General features: G+C 34.6%; 15 protein-coding genes. 13 read left to right on the top strand and 2 right to left on the bottom strand.

Going from position 1 to position 18,877, the window contains the following annotated elements; all coding sequences use genetic code 11:
• The first annotated feature begins 449 nt into the window (after positions 1 to 449).
• The 4 genes from ACWJJ2_RS18910 (at position 450) to ACWJJ2_RS18925 (ending at position 5,570) form a co-directional block, all read left to right on the top strand.
• Positions 450 to 1,661, top strand: coding sequence for a DUF3798 domain-containing protein (locus ACWJJ2_RS18910; RefSeq protein WP_258280642.1), 1,212 nt, complete (start codon positions 450 to 452; stop codon positions 1,659 to 1,661).
• A gap of 106 nt (positions 1,662 to 1,767) precedes the next feature.
• The gene (locus ACWJJ2_RS18915) at positions 1,768 to 3,435 is read left to right on the top strand and encodes a sugar ABC transporter ATP-binding protein (protein WP_462953670.1); all 1,668 of its coding nucleotides are present in this window, start codon (positions 1,768 to 1,770) and stop codon (positions 3,433 to 3,435) included.
• On the top strand, positions 3,423 to 4,457 hold the full coding sequence (locus ACWJJ2_RS18920; RefSeq protein WP_216301617.1) for an ABC transporter permease subunit: 1,035 nt from the start codon (positions 3,423 to 3,425) through the stop codon (positions 4,455 to 4,457). Before ACWJJ2_RS18915 ends, ACWJJ2_RS18920 begins: the two co-directional genes overlap by 13 nt.
• Before the next feature lie 3 nt (positions 4,458 to 4,460).
• A complete protein-coding gene (locus ACWJJ2_RS18925) occupies positions 4,461 to 5,570 on the top strand; it encodes an ABC transporter permease subunit (protein WP_462953671.1) in 1,110 nt (369 codons plus the stop codon).
• Positions 5,571 to 5,800: 230 nt separating this feature from the next.
• Here the strand turns inward: ACWJJ2_RS18925 and ACWJJ2_RS18930 are convergent, their stop codons facing one another.
• Positions 5,801 to 6,067, bottom strand: a complete 267-nt coding sequence (locus tag ACWJJ2_RS18930; RefSeq protein WP_462953672.1) for a hypothetical protein — start codon at positions 6,065 to 6,067, stop codon at positions 5,801 to 5,803.
• 282 nt (positions 6,068 to 6,349) lie between these two features.
• On the opposite strand from ACWJJ2_RS18930, the gene ACWJJ2_RS18935 reads away from it, so the two are divergent.
• The 9 genes from ACWJJ2_RS18935 to ACWJJ2_RS18975 all read left to right on the top strand — a co-directional run bounded on the left by ACWJJ2_RS18935 (position 6,350) and on the right by ACWJJ2_RS18975 (position 17,381).
• Positions 6,350 to 7,744 carry a sigma-54 interaction domain-containing protein gene (locus ACWJJ2_RS18935; protein WP_462953673.1) on the top strand — a complete coding sequence of 465 codons (1,395 nt, stop codon included), beginning with the start codon at positions 6,350 to 6,352 and terminating at the stop codon, positions 7,742 to 7,744.
• 260 nt (positions 7,745 to 8,004) lie between these two features.
• Positions 8,005 to 8,295 (top strand): 2-amino-4-oxopentanoate thiolase subunit OrtA, encoded by a 291-nt coding sequence (gene ortA, locus ACWJJ2_RS18940; protein ID WP_165413163.1) that lies wholly within the window; start codon positions 8,005 to 8,007, stop codon positions 8,293 to 8,295.
• Positions 8,296 to 8,323: 28 nt separating this feature from the next.
• Positions 8,324 to 9,736 carry a 2-amino-4-oxopentanoate thiolase subunit OrtB gene (gene ortB, locus ACWJJ2_RS18945; protein ID WP_216301620.1) on the top strand — a complete coding sequence of 471 codons (1,413 nt, stop codon included), beginning with the start codon at positions 8,324 to 8,326 and terminating at the stop codon, positions 9,734 to 9,736.
• A 45-nt stretch (positions 9,737 to 9,781) separates the two neighbouring features.
• On the top strand, positions 9,782 to 10,147 hold the full coding sequence (locus tag ACWJJ2_RS18950; protein ID WP_165413165.1) for an ornithine aminomutase subunit alpha: 366 nt from the start codon (positions 9,782 to 9,784) through the stop codon (positions 10,145 to 10,147).
• Positions 10,147 to 12,354: a D-ornithine 4,5-aminomutase subunit OraE gene (gene oraE, locus ACWJJ2_RS18955; RefSeq protein ID WP_216301621.1), complete on the top strand. Its 2,208-nt coding sequence runs from the start codon at positions 10,147 to 10,149 to the stop codon at positions 12,352 to 12,354. The genes ACWJJ2_RS18950 and oraE overlap by 1 nt, the downstream gene beginning before the upstream one ends.
• 15 nt (positions 12,355 to 12,369) lie before the next feature.
• Positions 12,370 to 13,743 (top strand): GlmL-related ornithine degradation protein, encoded by a 1,374-nt coding sequence (locus ACWJJ2_RS18960; RefSeq protein ID WP_462953674.1) that lies wholly within the window; start codon positions 12,370 to 12,372, stop codon positions 13,741 to 13,743.
• Between the two features lie 16 nt (positions 13,744 to 13,759).
• Positions 13,760 to 14,830 (top strand): ornithine racemase Orr, encoded by a 1,071-nt coding sequence (gene orr, locus ACWJJ2_RS18965; RefSeq protein WP_220286681.1) that lies wholly within the window; start codon positions 13,760 to 13,762, stop codon positions 14,828 to 14,830.
• 56 nt (positions 14,831 to 14,886) lie between these two features.
• The gene (gene ord / locus ACWJJ2_RS18970) at positions 14,887 to 15,933 is read left to right on the top strand and encodes a 2,4-diaminopentanoate dehydrogenase (protein WP_165413169.1); all 1,047 of its coding nucleotides are present in this window, start codon (positions 14,887 to 14,889) and stop codon (positions 15,931 to 15,933) included.
• Positions 15,934 to 15,959: 26 nt separating this feature from the next.
• The gene (locus ACWJJ2_RS18975) at positions 15,960 to 17,381 is read left to right on the top strand and encodes an amino acid permease (RefSeq protein ID WP_220286682.1); all 1,422 of its coding nucleotides are present in this window, start codon (positions 15,960 to 15,962) and stop codon (positions 17,379 to 17,381) included.
• Positions 17,382 to 17,555: 174 nt separating this feature from the next.
• Here ACWJJ2_RS18975 and lysA read toward each other — a convergent pair whose 3' ends face one another.
• Positions 17,556 to 18,851 (bottom strand): diaminopimelate decarboxylase, encoded by a 1,296-nt coding sequence (lysA, locus tag ACWJJ2_RS18980; RefSeq protein ID WP_220286683.1) that lies wholly within the window; start codon positions 18,849 to 18,851, stop codon positions 17,556 to 17,558.
• Positions 18,852 to 18,877 lie beyond the last annotated feature (26 nt).

Raw genomic sequence — 18,877 nt, forward strand, 5'->3', positions numbered from 1 at the left:
TAAAATAATCTGCAATAGTAGGCAGCTCTTAGGGTAAACATTTATCAACTTGGTGACTTTACTAATAGTCTTGTAAAAGCCAAGGTAGGTGATAAGGCATACATTGATGGTAGTTTTGGTAGCTGTCTTTTGTGTCACTTGAGATCCTCACAACATTGTTCTTAGATTAATTTTGAAAGATTTTCAATTTAGCAAGTGATTTTAAGAAAAATCAGCACTTCTGTTTAATAACAGAGGTGCTGATTTCTTTATTGAAAAGGAATTAATTGCATAAAGTTAGAATTTTATGGTCATTATAGGGTCGATTAACAGAAGCGTTTAATAATCCAAGAAAAGTAAATAGTTAAATAATATGGGTTTAGACTTGCGCATATTGGGAGCTATTATACTTAGGATTTTTGTATTATAAATGAGAATTACTCTGAAAAATGAAAAAAGGGGGACTTATAATGTTAAAAAGATCATTAGCAATTGGTTTAAGTTTAGTTCTAACATTAGGTGTGGTAGGGTGCGCAAAAAAAACACCTGCTGGAGATGAGGCGAAAAAGATGCACATTGGTATTGTTACGGGTACTGTATCACAAGGTGAGGATGAGTTGCGTGGTGCCGAAGCAATGATTAAAAAGTATGGCGATGCTGCTTCCGGCGGAATGATAAAGCATGTTACTTATCCAGATAATTTTACGCAAGAACTAGAAACTACTATTGGAACAATTACTGGTCTTGCAGATGATGCAGACATGAAAGTAATAGTAGTAAATCAAGCAGTTCCAGGTACTGTTGCAGCATTTAAGCAGATTCGTGAAAAAAGACCTGATATATTATTGTTAGCTAATTCTTCTCAAGAAGATAGTGCTATGATTGAAGAAGCTGCGGATTTAGTTGTGGATCCTGATAACGTAAGCCGTGGATACCTTATGATACTCGCTGCGAAAAAGATGGGCGCAAAAACTTTCGTGCACATTTCTTTCCCTAGACATATGAGTATAGAACTTCTTTCACTCAGAAAAAATATTATGGAACAAGCTTGTAAAGACTTAGGAATTAAATTCGTATTTGAAACAGCTCCAGACCCTACCAGTGACGTTGGAGTTCCAGGAGCACAACAATTTATTCTTGAAAAAATGCCTGCATGGGTTGAAAAATATGGAGAAGATACAGCATTTTTCTGCACAAATGATGCTCAAACAGAGCCACTTCTAAAACGTGTTGCAGAACTGGGGGCGATATTTGTTGAACCAGATCTTCCTTCACCAGTAATGGGGTATCCGGGTGCATTCGGTATTGATTTAAAAGAAGAAGCTGGAGATTGGCCTGCTATCCTTAAAAAAGTTGAAGAAACTGTAGTTGCTAAAGGTGGTTCTGAAAGAATGGGTACATGGGCATTTTCTTATGGATACACAGCTAGTGAAGGTTTAGTAGAATATGGCAAGAACGTGGTAGAAGGCACAATGCAAAAGGGCAATCTTTCTGATGTAATAAAGGCATTTGGTGCATATACACCAGGCGCTGAGTGGAATGGTTCACTGTATACAGATAGAGTTAGTGGAAACGAGATTTCTAACCACGTAATGATTTATCAAGACACTTATGTATTTGGAAAAGGATACCTAGGTAACAGTAAAGAAGTTGTACCAGCACAATATAAGCTTACAAAATAAGCTAAAAAATATTGAACATTTAGGAAGCGGTCTATATAGACTATTCTCAGTGTATTATTATTATTATTATAACCAAATAAGTGTGAATTGCTTTGCTTGCATATGTGTGCAAAGTAATTTTCCTTATGTTGGGATAGAGGTGAATTTATTGTCTACAGAAAATGTACTACTTAAGGTAGAAGGCGTTGGCAAAGAATATGACGGAAACAGAGTGCTTAAAGATATAAGTTTCACACTTGAAAAAGGAAAGATATTGGGACTTGTCGGAGAGAATGGAGCGGGCAAATCTACATTGATGAATATCTTATTTGGTATGAAGGTGATTTCTGAAACTGGCGGTTATGAAGGTTCTGTTTATTTAAATGGAGAAAAAATCAAATTCAAGAGCCCTGTGGATGCTTTAAAAGCAGGAATAGGAATGGTACACCAAGAATTTTCACTAATTCCTGGATTTACGGTAGGAGAGAATGTACTTCTTAACATGGAAAAGACCAAGAAAAGCTTGATTTCAAAGGTCCTAGGTAAACGTATGGAAACTATAGACTTACCAGAAATTCGAAAGAGCGCTCAAAAGGCCATAGATACATTAGGGGTTCGGCTGGATACAGAAACACTGGTATCTGAAATGCCAGTTGGGCATAAGCAATTTATAGAAATAGCACGTGAAATTAACAGAAGTGGGGTTAAACTTATTGTTTTGGATGAGCCAACTGCAGTACTTACAGAATCTGAAGCTGAGGTTCTATTGAAATCTATGAGGCTTCTTGCAGATGTTGGTATTTCCATTGTGTTTATATCTCACAGACTTCATGAAATAACAGCCATTTGCGATACTATTGTTGTACTCAGGGATGGGTTAGTTGTTGTAGAGACACCAGCAGAGAATGTGGATGTAAGACAAATTGCGGAATGGATGGTAGGTAGAGATGTTGATGCAGAAGCTAAATATATAAGGCCAGTAGTAAAAATTGACGAAAAGGATATAATTTTCGAAACTCGAAATCTCTGGGTGGACATGCCTGGTGAAACAATTAAAAATGTTTCATTAAAGGTTCGTAGAGGTGAAATTTTAGGTATTGGTGGTCTTGCAGGGCAAGGTAAGCTTGGAATCCCTAATGGAATTATGGGACTTTTTATGTCAGGCGGGGAGATTTTCTTTGAGGATAAACCACTCCGTTTAAACAATACATTAAATGCGCTACAAAGTGGCATAGCATTTGTATCTGAGGACCGTAGAGGTGTTGGATTACTTTTAGATGAACCTATTGACTGGAATATTGCTTTTAATGCCATGCAAGTACAAAACAAATTTCTTAAAAGTTATTTAGGTGGGGCGATTAAGTGGCGTGATGAGAAAGCTATGAAAGCATGTGCGCTGGAATACATAAAGTCACTAGAAATTCGGTGCACTAGCCAGCGTCAGCCAGTGCGTAATCTCTCAGGTGGAAATCAACAAAAAGTTTGCCTTGCAAAGGCATTTGCTATGAAGCCAAAGTTACTTTTTGTCTCTGAGCCTACCCGCGGTATAGATGTTGGAGCAAAAAAATTGGTTTTAGATGCATTAAGAAAATATAACGAAGAAAACAACACAACTATAGTTATAATATCCTCAGAACTGGAAGAACTTAAATCTATTAGTGATAGGATAGCTATTGTTTGTGAAGGGAAAATATTTGGTATTCTGCCACCAGATGCTCCTGTAGTTGATTTTGGGTTATTAATGGCGGGAGAATTTAAGATAAACGAAGAGGGTGAAAAAACATGGCTCAGATAAATAAATTCATCAAAAACTTTGGATGGGCTCGCATCATCATTGCCATGTTCCTTTTAGCATTATTTATTGTCGCTCCTATTTTCGGGGTAAAGGTTGATGCATCTTTAAATGATGTTATTGTGCGTTTTGGTATGAGTGGTATTATGGTACTTTCTATGGTGCCTATGATTCAATCAGGATGTGGCCTGAACTTTGGTGTTCCAGTAGGCCTTATATCAGGAATGATGGGGGCCGTGGTGAGCCTAGAGCTTAATCTTACAGGTATGGCAGGAATCGGAGTAGCCTTTCTAGTAGGACTTGCTATGGCCGCAGTTTTGGGTTTTCTTTATGGATTGCTTCTAAATCGAGTTAAAGGCGATGAAATGATTATAGCCACATATGTGGGTTTCTCGTTCGTCTTTTTAATGAATATATTATGGCTCAAACTTCCCTTTAAAAATCCAGCAAGTGTTATGGGGTTCAAAGGTGAGGGGCTTAGGGTCACAATTAGTCTTGAAGAGTACTGGATACATGTACTTAGTGATATCTTAAAAATTCCTGTTTCAAAATATCTAATTATCCCTACAGGAATGATTTTATTTTTTATTCTTATGTGTTTGATAGTTTGGGGATTTTTTAAAACAAAGATTGGTACAGCTATTACAGCGGTGGGCTCTAATCCGGATTATGCAAGGGCGTCAGGAATTAATATTAATAAAATGAGAGTAGTATCAGTAATGCTGTCAACAATGCTAGCGGCAGTTGGTATGATTGTTTTTCAGCAAAGCTTTGGTTTTGTTCAAATGTTCAACTCTCCCTTAGCATTTGTATTTCCATCGGTGGCAGCTGTTCTACTTGGAGGCGCCTGCGTTAATAAAGCAACAATTGCCAATGTAGTTATTGGAACATTTTTGTTTCAAGGTATTTTGACAATGACGCCGTCAGTGATAAACAGCGCCATAAATATTGATATGTCTGAAATCATCCGAATAATAGTTTCTAACGGATTGATTGTATATGCACTGACGCGGAAAGGGAGGTAGGTCATGAAATTTGATAAGAAAAAAATAGGCCCATTACTTACGGGCAGTGTTGTGCCGTTAATGTTTTTAATCATCAGCATAATAGCAATACCGCTTTCACAGTATTCTGGAAGTTATTTGGTGGATCAGATTATAACGAGGCTCGCAAGAAACTCTTTCCTAGTATTATCACTGCTGCTTCCTATTATGGCGGGAATGGGTATCAACTTTGGGATGATTTTAGGTGCTATGGCAGGCCAAATTGGATTGATATTTATCACTGACTGGGGTATTACAGGAGCTCCTGGACTACTACTTGCGGCAATTGTTGCAGCTCCTATAGCTATAGGCCTGGGATATTTTTGTGGCCTTGTACTAAATAGGGCTAAAGGACGTGAGATGATTACTTCCATGGTTCTAGGTCTTTTTATCGCAGGTATCTATCAATTTTTCCTTTTATACCTGTGCGGATCTATAATACCATTTAAGACTAGTTCAATGCTCCTTTCTAAAGGATATGGTGTACGTAATGCTTTGAACTTGAATGTAGCTAAAGGATTTGACACCCTAATTTTAATAAAAATAGGTAATATAAGTATTCCAGTTGGAACCTTTTTGATTATAGGTTTGATTTGTGTCTTCACTGTTTGGTTTAAAAAAACAAAAATGGGTCAGGATATGAGAGCTGTAGGACTTGACATGAATGTAGCTGATACTGCGGGAATTGATGTTGATAAGACACGTATTCAGTCCATCGTAATTTCAACAGTTCTTGCTTTCTTTGGACAAATAATTTATTTGCAAAATATAGGGACTATGAATACCTATAATGGAGCGGATCAAGCAGCCCTTTTTGCAGCTGCGTCACTTTTAGTTGGTGGTGCAACGGTTACTAAAGCTTCTATCCCAAATGCCATTGTTGGTACTGCGCTATTTCATTTAATGTTTATAGTCATGCCAATGGCAGGTAAATATATTACTGGATCGGCCATGATTGGGGAATACTTCCGTATGTTTATATCCTATGGAGTTGTTACCATAGCGCTAGTTCTCCACGCTTGGAAACGTCAAAAGGATAAAGAGATGGAGCGTCACAGTTTTCAGCTGGACATGGAAAAACAGTCTGGTAAATAATTAATATGTTAGAAATATATTAGTGTAAACAATATGAAAGACATAAGCCCTAGATTTAGGAGTACACTTCTAAATCAGGGGCTTATTTTTAATCTGGGGGTAATTAAATATCATACTAGAAGATTACCTGTGTTAAGGAAAGTTTAATTCGCATTTTGACCTAAAAAAGAATTGATAATATGCTACAAAGTCTTAAAATTATAAGTGTCTAATAAGTTGGATTTCCTGTCTTAGAAGACTAAATAGATTAGAGTCTTATTTGGATGGGGATGCCATTTATCCTCTAATTTTACTATGCTTACTGCTTGCGCATAAATCACCATATTTAGCTTCATATTTATTATATTTCTCATATTACCTACTTCTAACAGTCCCTTTCCTAAATATCTGTCGTTATCCCATATATTCCAACCAAATTCAGATAATAATTCTGAATCAGTCACTGCGAATGCTTTTGTTAACTTTGTTAAAACTCCAATATAATCTGAAAAGATCAATCATGGCTTTAGCTAATTTTAAATGTAAAATTCTCAATACAATTTTTGTATGATATAATATAAATAATAATTAATAGATTTAATGTAAAAAATATGGTAACTATAAAAAATATTATAAAATTAAATACTTGATTTATCCATGGGTGTAAACTTTTTTCATAATTAGAAAGTAGATGAACTTTAATTGTCTACTATTAACATGCTATACATCAGATATAGAAAGGAAGTGAGTATTTAGTGGGTTTGTGTACCTTTTATACAAGATCTCACTAAAGATAAAGTATGGATAGTAAATTTCTAAACGCAGACAAGGTATTAGAATGTCTATTAGAAAATTTGGAGGAAGGAATTCAAGTAATAAATTGTGAGGGTAAAACTATATATTATAATAGTGCCATGGGAAAAGTAGAAGGTGTAGATAGTAAAGAAGTAATAGGGAAAAAGGTTAATGAGTATCTAGTGGATGTAAAAGATGATGAATCTACACTTATGAGCGTATTAAAAACCGGTAAAAAAATTGTGGATTTAATACAACATTATGGTAATGGATATAAGAAAAAAGTCACTACTATAAATACTACTGTGCCAGTAACATTAAATAATAAAGTTGTAGCAGTGATTGAAATAGCTAAAGACATGACTCAGCTAAAAGAACTAACTGAAAACGTTTGTAAACTGCAAAATTTAAATAAAAAAATTCATAGACATTTTACTTTTAGTGATATATATGGTGACAATCCTGCTATGAAAAGTGTTATAGAAAAAGCTAAAAAAGCTAGCATGTCAAGTTCATCTGTACTATTATATGGAGAAACTGGATCAGGAAAAGAAGTTTTTTCTCAAAGTATTCATTATGATGGATTAAGAAAAGATAAGCCTTTTATACCTATAAATTGTGCAGCTATTCCTGCCCTATTACTAGAGGGAATGCTTTTTGGTACAGAAAAAGGAGGGTTTACAGGGGCAGAGAATAAAAAGGGATTATTTGAAGAGGCAAATCATGGAACTCTTTTATTAGATGAGGTTAATTCTTTAGAACCGTATCTTCAATCTAAACTTTTAAGAGTACTTCAAGATGGTTATATAAGGCCTGTGGGAAGTACCAAAAGCATATATATTGACGTTAGAATAATAGCTACGTTAAATGAGGAACCAGAGAAACTTATTGAGAGTGGTAAATTGAGGAAAGATTTTTATTATAGGGTAGGTGTAATGAGAATAAATATACCCCCATTAAGAGAAAGAAAAGAGGATATTACTATATTCGTAGACAAAATAATCGAAAAATATAATAAAATTCTATGTAAGAATATAAGGGGTATCGATGAAGATATGATGAGAAAACTCCAAGAATATAATTGGCCGGGAAATATTCGTGAATTAACAAATGTTATTGAAGCTGCAATGAATATGGCGGACAATAATTCGACTTTAACAGAAAACTATTTTGATTCTATAATAACATATGAAAAATGTGGAAATGTTCATGACATTACATCAAATACATATGAGAGCTTTGATTTAGAAAGTTATATGAGTAATATTGAAAAAAACTTAATAAAAAAAATGTTGAAAAAAAATAATTATAATGTTAGTAAGACTGCTAGAGACCTTAATATTTCAAGACAAAATCTTCAATATAAAATAAAGATACATAAAATAACAGAAAAATATTAAAATAGCAAAATTTTTTGCTATGCATGCAAAATAATTTGCACATATAGCTAATCCCAAGAAACACTGAGGTTACCTAAAATTACTAGTCTTAATTCTCAATTATAAAAAAAGATGCAGAATATTTTGCGAATTCAAAACACATGTATTTGAGCGATGGCTTAAAAGCATGTGTTTTTTACTTGGCATGGTAATTGCTGTATATTAAAGTGAGTATATCAATAAAGTGCTTTAATAAATATTAAATTTGGGAGGTATAAATTATGATAAAAAAAGGCATCTGGGTTGAAGTAGAAGAAATCGTTTTAATGCCAGAAGACAGAGCTTTAAATATACCAGATGAGACAAAGAAAACTCCTCTTAAATGTTGGATAAGAGGGAAGTGCCTTAGTGATTGTGAATTAGGAGATGAAGTGCAAGTTGAAACTAATGTAGGCAGAATTGCTAAAGGTAAAGTTGTTGAAATAGAGCCAGGATATTACCACACCTATGGTAAGTATGTTGAAGAAATAAGTAATATAGGAAGACAAGCTAGGGAAATAATAGCACAGTAGGTGATAATTTAAGAGGAGGTTATAAAGTATGAATAAATATGATGAGCTTATGGCCCGAAAGAATGAAATAATTCTTAAATCTATAGGAATAGATTATAGTAAATACGAAACTGGTAAGCTTTCATTTGATTATGAAGCTTTGATGAGAGATGTTGAATACTCATTTGCAGAAGTTAAAGAAATTCAAAATGATGTAGGGGTAGGAAATACTCCACTTCTTGAACTAAGAAATATAACAAAATTAGCAAGAAAGGTTTCTAAGACTGGACGTGCGGCTAGAATATTTGTAAAGGATGAAAGCTGCAACCCATCCGGAAGTTTTAAAGATAGAAGAGCATGCATATCTGTATTTGATGCAATGAAGAGAGGGTACAAAGGCGTAGGGGCAGCTACGTCAGGTAATTATGGAGCAGCGGTTGCATCTCAAGCAAATATTAGAGGCCTTAAATGTATAATAGCAAATGAATGTTATGATTCAAGAAAAATAGGACAACCAGAAATATTAGAAAAAGGAAGAAAGTGTGAGGGGTTTGGATCAGAAGTTGTTAGACTTTCCGTAGGTCCTGAATTATTTTATACTTATCTAAAGATACTTGAAGATACAGGTTATTACAATGCTTCATTATATTCCTCGTACGGTGTAGCAGGAATTGAAACTTTAGGATATGAAATAGCTGAGCAGTGTAGAGAAAAATTAGGAAAAGATCCTGATGCAGTTATTATAACTCATGCAGGTGGTGGAAATGTTACTGGTACTGCAAGAGGACTTATTAGGGCAGGTGCAGTGGAAACAAAGATAATAGGGGCATCGGTTGACCTTTCTGGATTGCATATGGCATCTGATATAGACTTTAACAAGAAATCGTTTACCACAGGCCATACAGGATTTGGAATTCCATTTATGACTTATCCAGATAGATCAGATGTACCTAGGAGCGCGGCTAGACCATTAAGGTATTTAGATAGATATGTAACAACTACTCAAGGTGAAGTATTTTGGATGACTGAAATATTAGCTCAGCTTGAAGGCTTAGAAAGAGGTCCAGCAGGAAATGTATCCCTAGTAGCAGCTTTTGCAATTGCTCAGGAATACGATGATGATGCCGTAATCGTTGTCCAAGAAACTGAATATACGGGAGCTGGAAAACATTTATTGCCTCAGCTTAATTTTGCTAAAGAAAATGGGATTAAAGTTTATGTGGGTAATCCTAGCCAGCAAGTACCTGGCGAGAATATAGTAATTCCGTCTCATCCATCAATAGTAACAGTCACAGATATAGACATGGAAGGGTTGAAGAATTCCTACATGAAAAATGTTATTAAGAAATTGATTGAGAATAGAGTGCAGCAGGTTGATATTGAGTTTTTGTCTTTAGAAACAAAAATGTCTAAAGAAGAAATAGTAGAAATATTAAAACAGCATAATGTAGAAATGTCATAATCTTGCAAAACATAATCTTGAAATATGTTAGGGGGAGTTTAATTTATGAAAAGAGAAGATGATTTTGAAAAAAGAAGAGAACATTTGAAAGGTTTGACTAATGATCAGTTATATGAAAGATTTTGGAGCCTTACTAATCAAGTTGTAAAACCAATGGTGGATTTAGCGTATACGCATACATCACCAGCTATTGAACGTTCTGTAGTACTTAGAATGGGATTTTCTAGTATGCAAGCTCAGCCTATAATTTCTTATGCAGCAAAATGGAATTTGATTGGAAAAGGTATAGGAAATGTAATTTTAACTTATGCAAAGCTTAAAAATATGGACTATCTTAAAGCAGGAGCAGAACTCTCTAAAGGAATAGGGTGGGATATTGTATCTGAAAAAATGAAGGGAAGTGAGAACTAATGCAAGAAAAATTACAAGAAAATGAAAAGCTTAATGTAGAAGAAATATTAAAAGACTTAGATAAGTATGAACCAAAATGGAGAGGATGGCACTGGAGAGAAGAAAATGAAACTGGAAAGGTTGGAGAATTCACATATCATGAAATATCAGCACCTTTAAAGAAGAGTCAACCTCTTCCAGCAGCAAGAAGCTTTGAAAATATAGATCCGCAACCAAGAGCAGTTATTACGACAGAAATTGCTTCAGGAAGATTTGAAGATGATATAAGAAGAATGAGAATGGCAGCATGGCATGGTGCGGATCATTTAATGGTTATAAGGACAATGGGTCAAAGTCACTTTGATGGATTATTAGAAGGAAGCCCAGAAGGGTTTGGGGGGGTACCAATAACTAGAAAAGAAATTAGAGCAACAAGAAAAGCTATAGATTTAATAGAAGAAGAAGTAGGAAGAAAAATTAATTTCCATTCCTATGTATCGGGCGTTGCCGGTCCTGATGTAGCGGTTATGTTCGCAGAAGAAGGCGTTAATGGAGCTCATCAAGATCCACAATACAATGTACTTTATAGAAATATTAATATGGTTAGATCTTTCGTTGATGCTGCAGTTGCAAAGGGTATAATGGCTCATGCAGGAATGCTTCAAATAGATGGTGCACATAATGCAAACGCAACAGCTATGAAGGGATATAAGGTAATGCCAGAACTTATGGTACAACATGCTATAAATTCTTGTTTTTCAGAACTCGTTGGAATGAAACCAGAAAACATTTCTTTATCAACTGTACCCCCAACATCTGCGCCAGCTCCTTGTATGAGATATGATCTGCCTTATGCAGTAGCACTTCGTGAGTTTTTCAAAAGATACAAAATGAGAGCTCAAATGAATACTAAGTATATAGAGTCTTGTGAAAGAGAAGCTACAGTTGGACATACTTTGAATCTTTTAATATCAGAACTAACATCAGCAGACATTCAAAGTACAATAACTCCAGATGAAGGACGTAATGTTCCTTGGCATTATAATAATATTCATGCTATAAACACAGCTAAACAGGCATTTATAGGTATGGATGGATTAATGGACATGATAGAGCTTAAGAAAACAGGATATTTACCAGAAAAGGCAAGAGAAATTCAAGAAAGAGCTATTTTGTTCTTTGAGGAAATACTTGAAGTTGGTGGATACTTTAAAGCTGTTGATTCAGGATTCTTTATTGATTCTGGTCAATATCCAGAAAGAAATGATGATGGTATTGCAAGAAAGATTGCGGGCGGAGATGCTGTCGGAACAATTGTAAAAAGAGAATCAGATTATTTTGCACCAGTTTGTGGCCATTTTGGATACAATAATGTTCCAAAAGAATATAAAAGACCTTGCGATGCAATAGATGAATGTACATTATGTAACCATTCCAAAATTCAATATATCGATGAATTGGATGATAATGACAATGTATTTAAGAGAATGGAAGAAGTTAAAGAAGATGGTACTGTAATTCCAGAAGTCCAATGGGCTAAAGACGGGTATGTAAAAATCACTTTATGTATCCCGGAAAATGAACAAATTAGTGAAGCAGCAGCACTTGAAATGGGCACGCGAATGAATTTGAAAAATGTAGAAATTATTCATAAACAAGTGTTACAAAAAGCTGAGGGAACTCTTGTGGAAATAAAAGGCGTATGTGATTTTACACCTGTAAAACGTGATGAGTTAGTTCTTCCAAAGAGAAGAAAGTCACTAACAGATCAACAAATGAAAGATTATGTAAAAGGACATCCACTTAAGGTTGTTGCAGCCACAGTAGGTGAAGATGAACACTCTGTTGGAGTTCGCGAAGTTATTGATATTAAACATGGCGGAGTTGAAAGATTTGGTATAGAAGCAATTTTCCTTGGAACTTCATGTCCAATAGAAAAACTAGTAGATGCAGCTATAGAGTCAAAAGCTCAAGCTATATTGTGTAGTACAATAATTAGCCATAACGATGTTCATACAAAGAACATGAAAAAACTTAGTGATCTTTGCATCGAAAAAGGAGTAAGAGATAAGATTATACTTGTTTCCGGTGGTACACAAGTAACTGATGAAATAGCTAAAGCAAACGGTATGGATGTTGGATTTGGACGTGGATCAAATGGTACAGCTGTTGCATCCTTCATAATCAAAAGGTTAATGGGTTTGCCTGATAATGAAGAAGAAGAATAAAAGGAGCGATTGCTTGTGAAGGTAAATTATCTTGTTGCTGAAATAGGTAGCACCACTACCCTGGTTACTGCTTTTAATGTATACTATGATGATAAGGGACAGGTTATTGTAGATATACCTTTTCAAGGTAATAGCTGTACAACAGTAATAGATGGTGATGTAACTATAGGATTAAAAAATGCTGTTAAAGATATTGAAAATCAAATTGGAGAATCAATTACATGGAAAAAGATGTTAGCGACGTCTAGTGCTGCAGGGGGACTTAGAATAACTGTTCACGGACTTATGCAGCAAATGACTGTTAAGGCTGCTAGAGAAGCAGCTCTTGGTGCTGGTGGTATCATAAAAATGGTTACTGCTGGGAAGATGCGAAAAAGTGATCTAAAGAGAATACATGATATAAATCCTAATATGATAATGATTGCTGGAGGCACTGACTATGGTGAAAGGGAAACCTCTCTTTATAATGCAGAAATTATAAGCCAAGAAAAATATAACAAACCCATTGTATATTGTGGAAATATTGAAAATAGGGAAGAAATAAAAGAGATATTTGAAGGGCAAGAACTTTATTTAATTGACAACGTTTATCCAAGTATAGATGAGTTAAATGTGGAGCCTGCAAGGAAAATAATACAAGAAGCCTTTGAGAAGAATATTGTAAAAGCACCTGGAATGAATAAAATAAAAGAAATGGTGAATGGAAGCATAATGCCAACTCCAGGAGCAGTTATGGAGAGCTCAAAACTTTTATATGATATGATAGGGGACTTAGTAGTTTTTGATGTAGGAGGGGCTACCACGGATGTGCACTCTGTTACAGAAGGAAGTAGAATAGTTTTAGATATGCTAATAAATCCTGAACCAAAGGCTAAAAGAACTGTAGAAGGAGACCTTGGAGTTTTTATTAACAGCAAAAATGTAATAGATTTACTTGACGTTAGGGATTTAGGTGAATATACTAAGGAATATATAAAGTTGCACATAAAACCTATACCGGAAGATATGGATGATATAAATGCAAGCAGCCTGCTAGCGAAGAAAGCTATATCCGTTGCAATAGATAGGCATGTAGGATTTATAAAAAGAAAATATGATGGTGAAAGTGGTTTTGTGGCTTATGGTAAGGATTTATCTGAGGTTAAATATATAATAGGTACCGGAGGGGCGCTTACAAGGCTTCCGAGTGGAGAAGCTTTGCTACTAGAAATAAGACACTTAAAAGACGAAGTTACAATGCTACCTAAAAAAGGTGCTAAAGTGCTTCTAGATAAAAACTATATTATGGCTTGTGCAGGGGTTTTAAGTAGAGAAAATAAAGAAGTGGCAATAGCGTTATTAACTCAAAGTTTAGGTATAACAAAGGATATGGGAATTAACGACATTTGAAAAGGGGAGTATCTATATGAAAAAAAATTATCCTTGTGTGGAAGTGAACTTGAAAAAATTAACACACAATGTAAAAACAATCCTAGCAATGTGTAATAAAAAGCATATAGATGTTACATCCGTAACTAAAGTATTTTGTGCACAAAAGCCTATTGTAGAAGCTATACTACGAGCTGGGGTGACTGAGGTTGCTGATTCTAGAATCTTAAATCTAAAAAAACTAAAGGATTTAAATTGTAAAAAGATGATGCTTAGAATTCCAATGATAAGCGAAGTCTATGAAGTTGTGAAGTATAGCGATTGCAGCTTAAATTCAGAGATCGACACAATTAGGAAGCTAGGAGCAGCTGCAAAAGATTTAAATAAGATGCACAACGTTATACTAATGGTAGATTTAGGGGATTTAAGAGAAGGAGTATTGATTGACGACGTAGCTTCCATTGTGAGTAAAATAGTAAAATTAGATAATATTAATTTAATTGGACTTGGAACCAATGTTACTTGTTATGGTGGGGTAATTCCTGACACAGAAAACTTAGGTAAGCTTATAAAGTTAAAATTAGATATAGAAAAAAACTTTAGTTTAAGGTTACCTATAATTTCAGGGGGGAATTCTAGTAGTTTATATATGGTTATTAATGATACTATGCCAGAAGAAATAAATCAGCTTAGAATTGGAGAAGCAATAGTTCTTGGTAGGGAGACTTCTTTTGGACTCGCAGTACCTAATTGCTATGAAGATGCCTTTATACTCAGTGGGGAGGTAGTTGAAATAAAGAGTAAACCAACAGTACCAACAGGCACTATAGGAATGGATGCTTTTGGTAATAAACCTCACTTTGAAGATAAAGGAATAAGAAAAAGGGCTATTATAGCAATTGGAAGACAAGATATAAGAGTTGAAGGGTTAATTCCTTTGGACACAGATATAAGCATTTTTGGTGCAAGTAGCGACCATTTAATTTTAGATGTAACTGATAGTAAAAAAGAACTAACAGTTGGCGATATAGTAGATTTTAAAATAGATTATGGATGTTTGCTTGCAGCAATGACCTCTCCATATGTGGAGAAGTATTACAATAATTAATTAAGACGCAGTTTAACATATAGAGTAAAATATAAAATTATGAGGGGGAAAATATTATGAGAAATAAAATAAAAGTTGTAGTTTGGGGATTAGGTTCAATGGGAAGCGGTATTGCTAGAATGGTATTAAGCAAAAAAGGATTTACTATCGTAGGGGCTATTGACATGGATCCGAGTAAGGTTGGCAAAAAACTTTATGAAGTGTTAGGTGTTCCAGCAAATGAAGATAATTCATGTATAGTTACAAAAAATGCTGGAGATGTTATAAAGAAGGGTTTTGCAGAGGTTTGCCTTATGGCTACAGCTTCATTTACAAAAGTTGTATTTCCATTAATAAAAATGGCAGCAGTTGCTGGCATGGATATTGTAACAACAGCTGAGGAAATGTCCTATCCAAGAGCTTTAGACCCAGAATTATCAGATGAAATGGATAGAATTGCTAAAGAAAATAAGGTTTCAATATTAGGAACTGGAGTAAATCCTGGATTTATAATGGATTTAGTTGCAATAATGCTTACAGGAGTTTCTGACACAGTTGATAGCATAAAGGCTACTAGAGTTAATGACTTAGCTTGCTTTGGCAGGGCAGTTATGGTTGAGCAAGGTATTGGCTTAAAACCAGAAGCATTTATACAGGGTGTTAAAGACAATACAGTAGATGGGCACGTAGGATTTTTACAATCATTTGGTATGTTTGAAGAAGCATTTAATATTAAGTTCAATAATATTAGACAAGAAAAATCACCAATTGTTACAACTGTGCCACGTAAAACAGATATTATCTCAGTAAATGCTGGAGAGGTTGCTGGATGTAGCCAATTGGGATATGCAAATTTAGGAGATAAAGTATTTGCTACAATGGAACATCCTCAGCAGATAAGACCAGAACTTGAGAATGTTGATACTGGAGATTATATTACAATTAACGGAGTTCCAAACTTGAACCTTCAAATAAAACCAGAAATACCAGGAGGAATCGCTACAATAGCTATATGTGTTAATATGATTCCACTAGTAATGAATGCAGAACCAGGACTCAAAACAATGCTCGATTTACCAGTTCCAAGAGCAATACTATCAGACGTTAGAAATTTACTAAAGTAAAAAGATATTAGAGGAGGTTTTTTATATTGGAAGAAAATAATAAAAAATTAGGACTAGGGTTACTTGTTGCTTTAGGCATAGGTACTATGATTGCATCAGGTATTTTTAATAGCCCTACAGATTTAATAACAACAACAAATCCAATGGTAGTCCTAATTTCATGGGGTATTGGAGTTTTTGGGGTAGTAATGCTAGGATTAGTATTTTACTTGCTTTCAAATAAAAAACCTGAATTACACGGGGGAATTTATTCCTATGCTAAAGATGGATATGGTGATTTTATAGGTTTTAATTCAGCTTGGGGTTACTTTACAAGTTCATTCCTTGGCAATGTTGCATTTATTGTTTTAATTTTCAAGACTATAAATAGCTTAATTGGAGAAGGATACACAATGCCTCGTGTTTTAGCATTTTTACTTGCATCTATTGTTTTGTGGTCATACTATTTTGTAATAAAAAGAGGAATTAGACAAGCTGGTATACTCAATTTGGTAGTTACAATTGGCAAAGTTATACCACTAATTCTAGTAATTGTATTTGGCCTTTCAGCTTTTAAACTAGGTACATTTAATGTTGAAAATTGGAAGACAGTTTTAGCAGTCAGTGGAGACACCGTTAGTATAGGGAAACAGATAAGTGGCGCAATGGGAACAATTTTATGGTGCTTCGTAGGTGTTGAAGGCTTAGTAGTTTTGTCTCAAAGGGCAGAATCTCATATAGTGGTTGGAAAAGCAACAATAATCTCACTTGTTATAACAGCGATACTTTATGTATCAATATCTATATTGTCAATGGGTATTTTGCCAGCTAAGGCTTTAGTTGCAGCACAAACTCCATTAGCAGCTGTTTTAGCACAGACTGCATTGGGAAGTGCAGGGGCTATTATAGTTAAAGTGGGAATTTTAATTTCTGTTATGGGTGCTTTACTTTGCTGGCTTTTGATAACCACAGAAATTTTATATGTTCCAGCAGAACAGGATGGGTTAATGCCTAAATGGTTTAAAAAGAACAATGATAAAAATGTGCCTATAAATGCTCTTTTATTTGGAATGGTAGCAACACAAATAGGGTTGCTAGCTATGCTCTCACCAGGCTTGCAAAAAGCTTATTTTGTTGTGACACATATGTGTACTACTAATATATTAATACCATACTTATTATCTTCTATGTATGCATTTAAGGTATATAATAAAGAAAGTGGACATCTTAAGGAAAAAATTATAGCAGTAATTGCAGGTATATATTCAATTTATGTTATATATGCAGTGGGAATTGGATATTTAGGTTTAGCAGTTGTAATTTATGCATTAGGGTTAGGTTTTTATTTGAAAGCAAAAAAAGAAAAAAAAGAAGCTATTACTCAGAAAGAAAAGTTGTCCATGATAGTTATGGTTATAGTGGCGATTGTTATGATAATAGCAGCAGCTATGGGTAAAATTTCTGTTTAACGACATTTCAGGAGATGATTTAACGCAGAGTCTTTGTAATCATTATTACAAAGGAAATAAAAGGCAGTCCTACGGGATATGCCTTTTATTTTTATTATGGGGGGATTAAGCTTGGATTACTGATTTTTGGAAATGATATATTACTAAAATAAATAACAAATATTTTTTTCTTTTTTAGTCTAAATCATTCCTTACGATATCCTCATAGGTTTCCCTTTTAACAACTAACCTTGAATTACCAGCCTTTAGCATTATCACTGCTGGTCTCGGTAATCTATTGTAATTACTGGACATCGAGTAGTTATAGGCTCCTGTAGTAAGCATTGCAAGTATATCACCTGTTTCCATTTTAGGAAGCTTTATATCGTGGATCAGCATATCACCCGATTCACAGCATCTTCCTGCAATAGTTACAAGGTCTTCATTTTCTTTATCAGCCTTATTCGCAACAATAGCTTCGTTTTCAGCTTGATATAGGGCAGGTCTTGGATTATCTGCCATACCACCATCTACACTAACATATTTTCTTATTCCCTCAATTTCTTTTATAGCTCCTATTGTATAAAGGGTTATACCGTTTTCTCCGACTAACCATCTTCCTGGTTCAATGAGAACTCTAGGAGTTTCTAATGAATATTTCTTGCAATCTCCATATATATTACCCATTATTACTTCTATAAACTCACTCATTTCAAGAGGTTTATCGCCATTAGAATAGTAGATTCCAAAGCCACCGCCCATATTTAGCTCTTCTGTTTTAAGGCCTAAGTTGTTCTTTAAATCAAGCATAAATTTTGTCATTATATGAACAGCTTCTTTATAAACATCCTTGTTAAACATTTGTGAACCTATATGACAATGTATACCGCTATATTTTATGTTTTCACATTTGCTTACCATTTCTATAGCCTCAAAAGCAACATTACCCTGTATAGGGAAGCCAAACTTTGAATCTAACTGTCCAGTAGAAATGTATTCATGTGTGTGACCTGAAATGCCAGGGGATATTCTTAAAATAGCCCTTACTACAACACCTTTCTTTTGGGCTATTTTTTGTAAAAGTTTCACTTCGTGAAAGCTATCGATAACAAAGCAGCCAACATTATTATCTATACCAAGTTCAATCTCTTCTTGCGATTTATTGTTGCCATGAAAATATACTTTTTCCATTGGAAAGCCAGATTTACATGCGGTATATAATTCGCCGCCTGATACAACATCTATGCCAAGACCTTCTTCTTTTATTATTTTGCACATGGCAATGTTGCTGAAAGCTTTGCTGGCATATAAAGCAAGCGTATTGGGGTATTTATCCATAAAATGCTCGCGCACCTGTTTACAACTCTGTCTTATTCCGTCTTCACTCATAACATAAAGAGGCGTCTTGAATTCTCCTGCTAATTTTACCGTATCGCATCCAAAAAACTCTAGATGTCCTTTTTCATTTACATTTATATAATTTCTTTTCATGAAAACACCTCCTGGTTGATTTTGTG

The sequence above is a fragment of the Clostridium sp. CM039 genome (genome assembly GCF_055081075.1).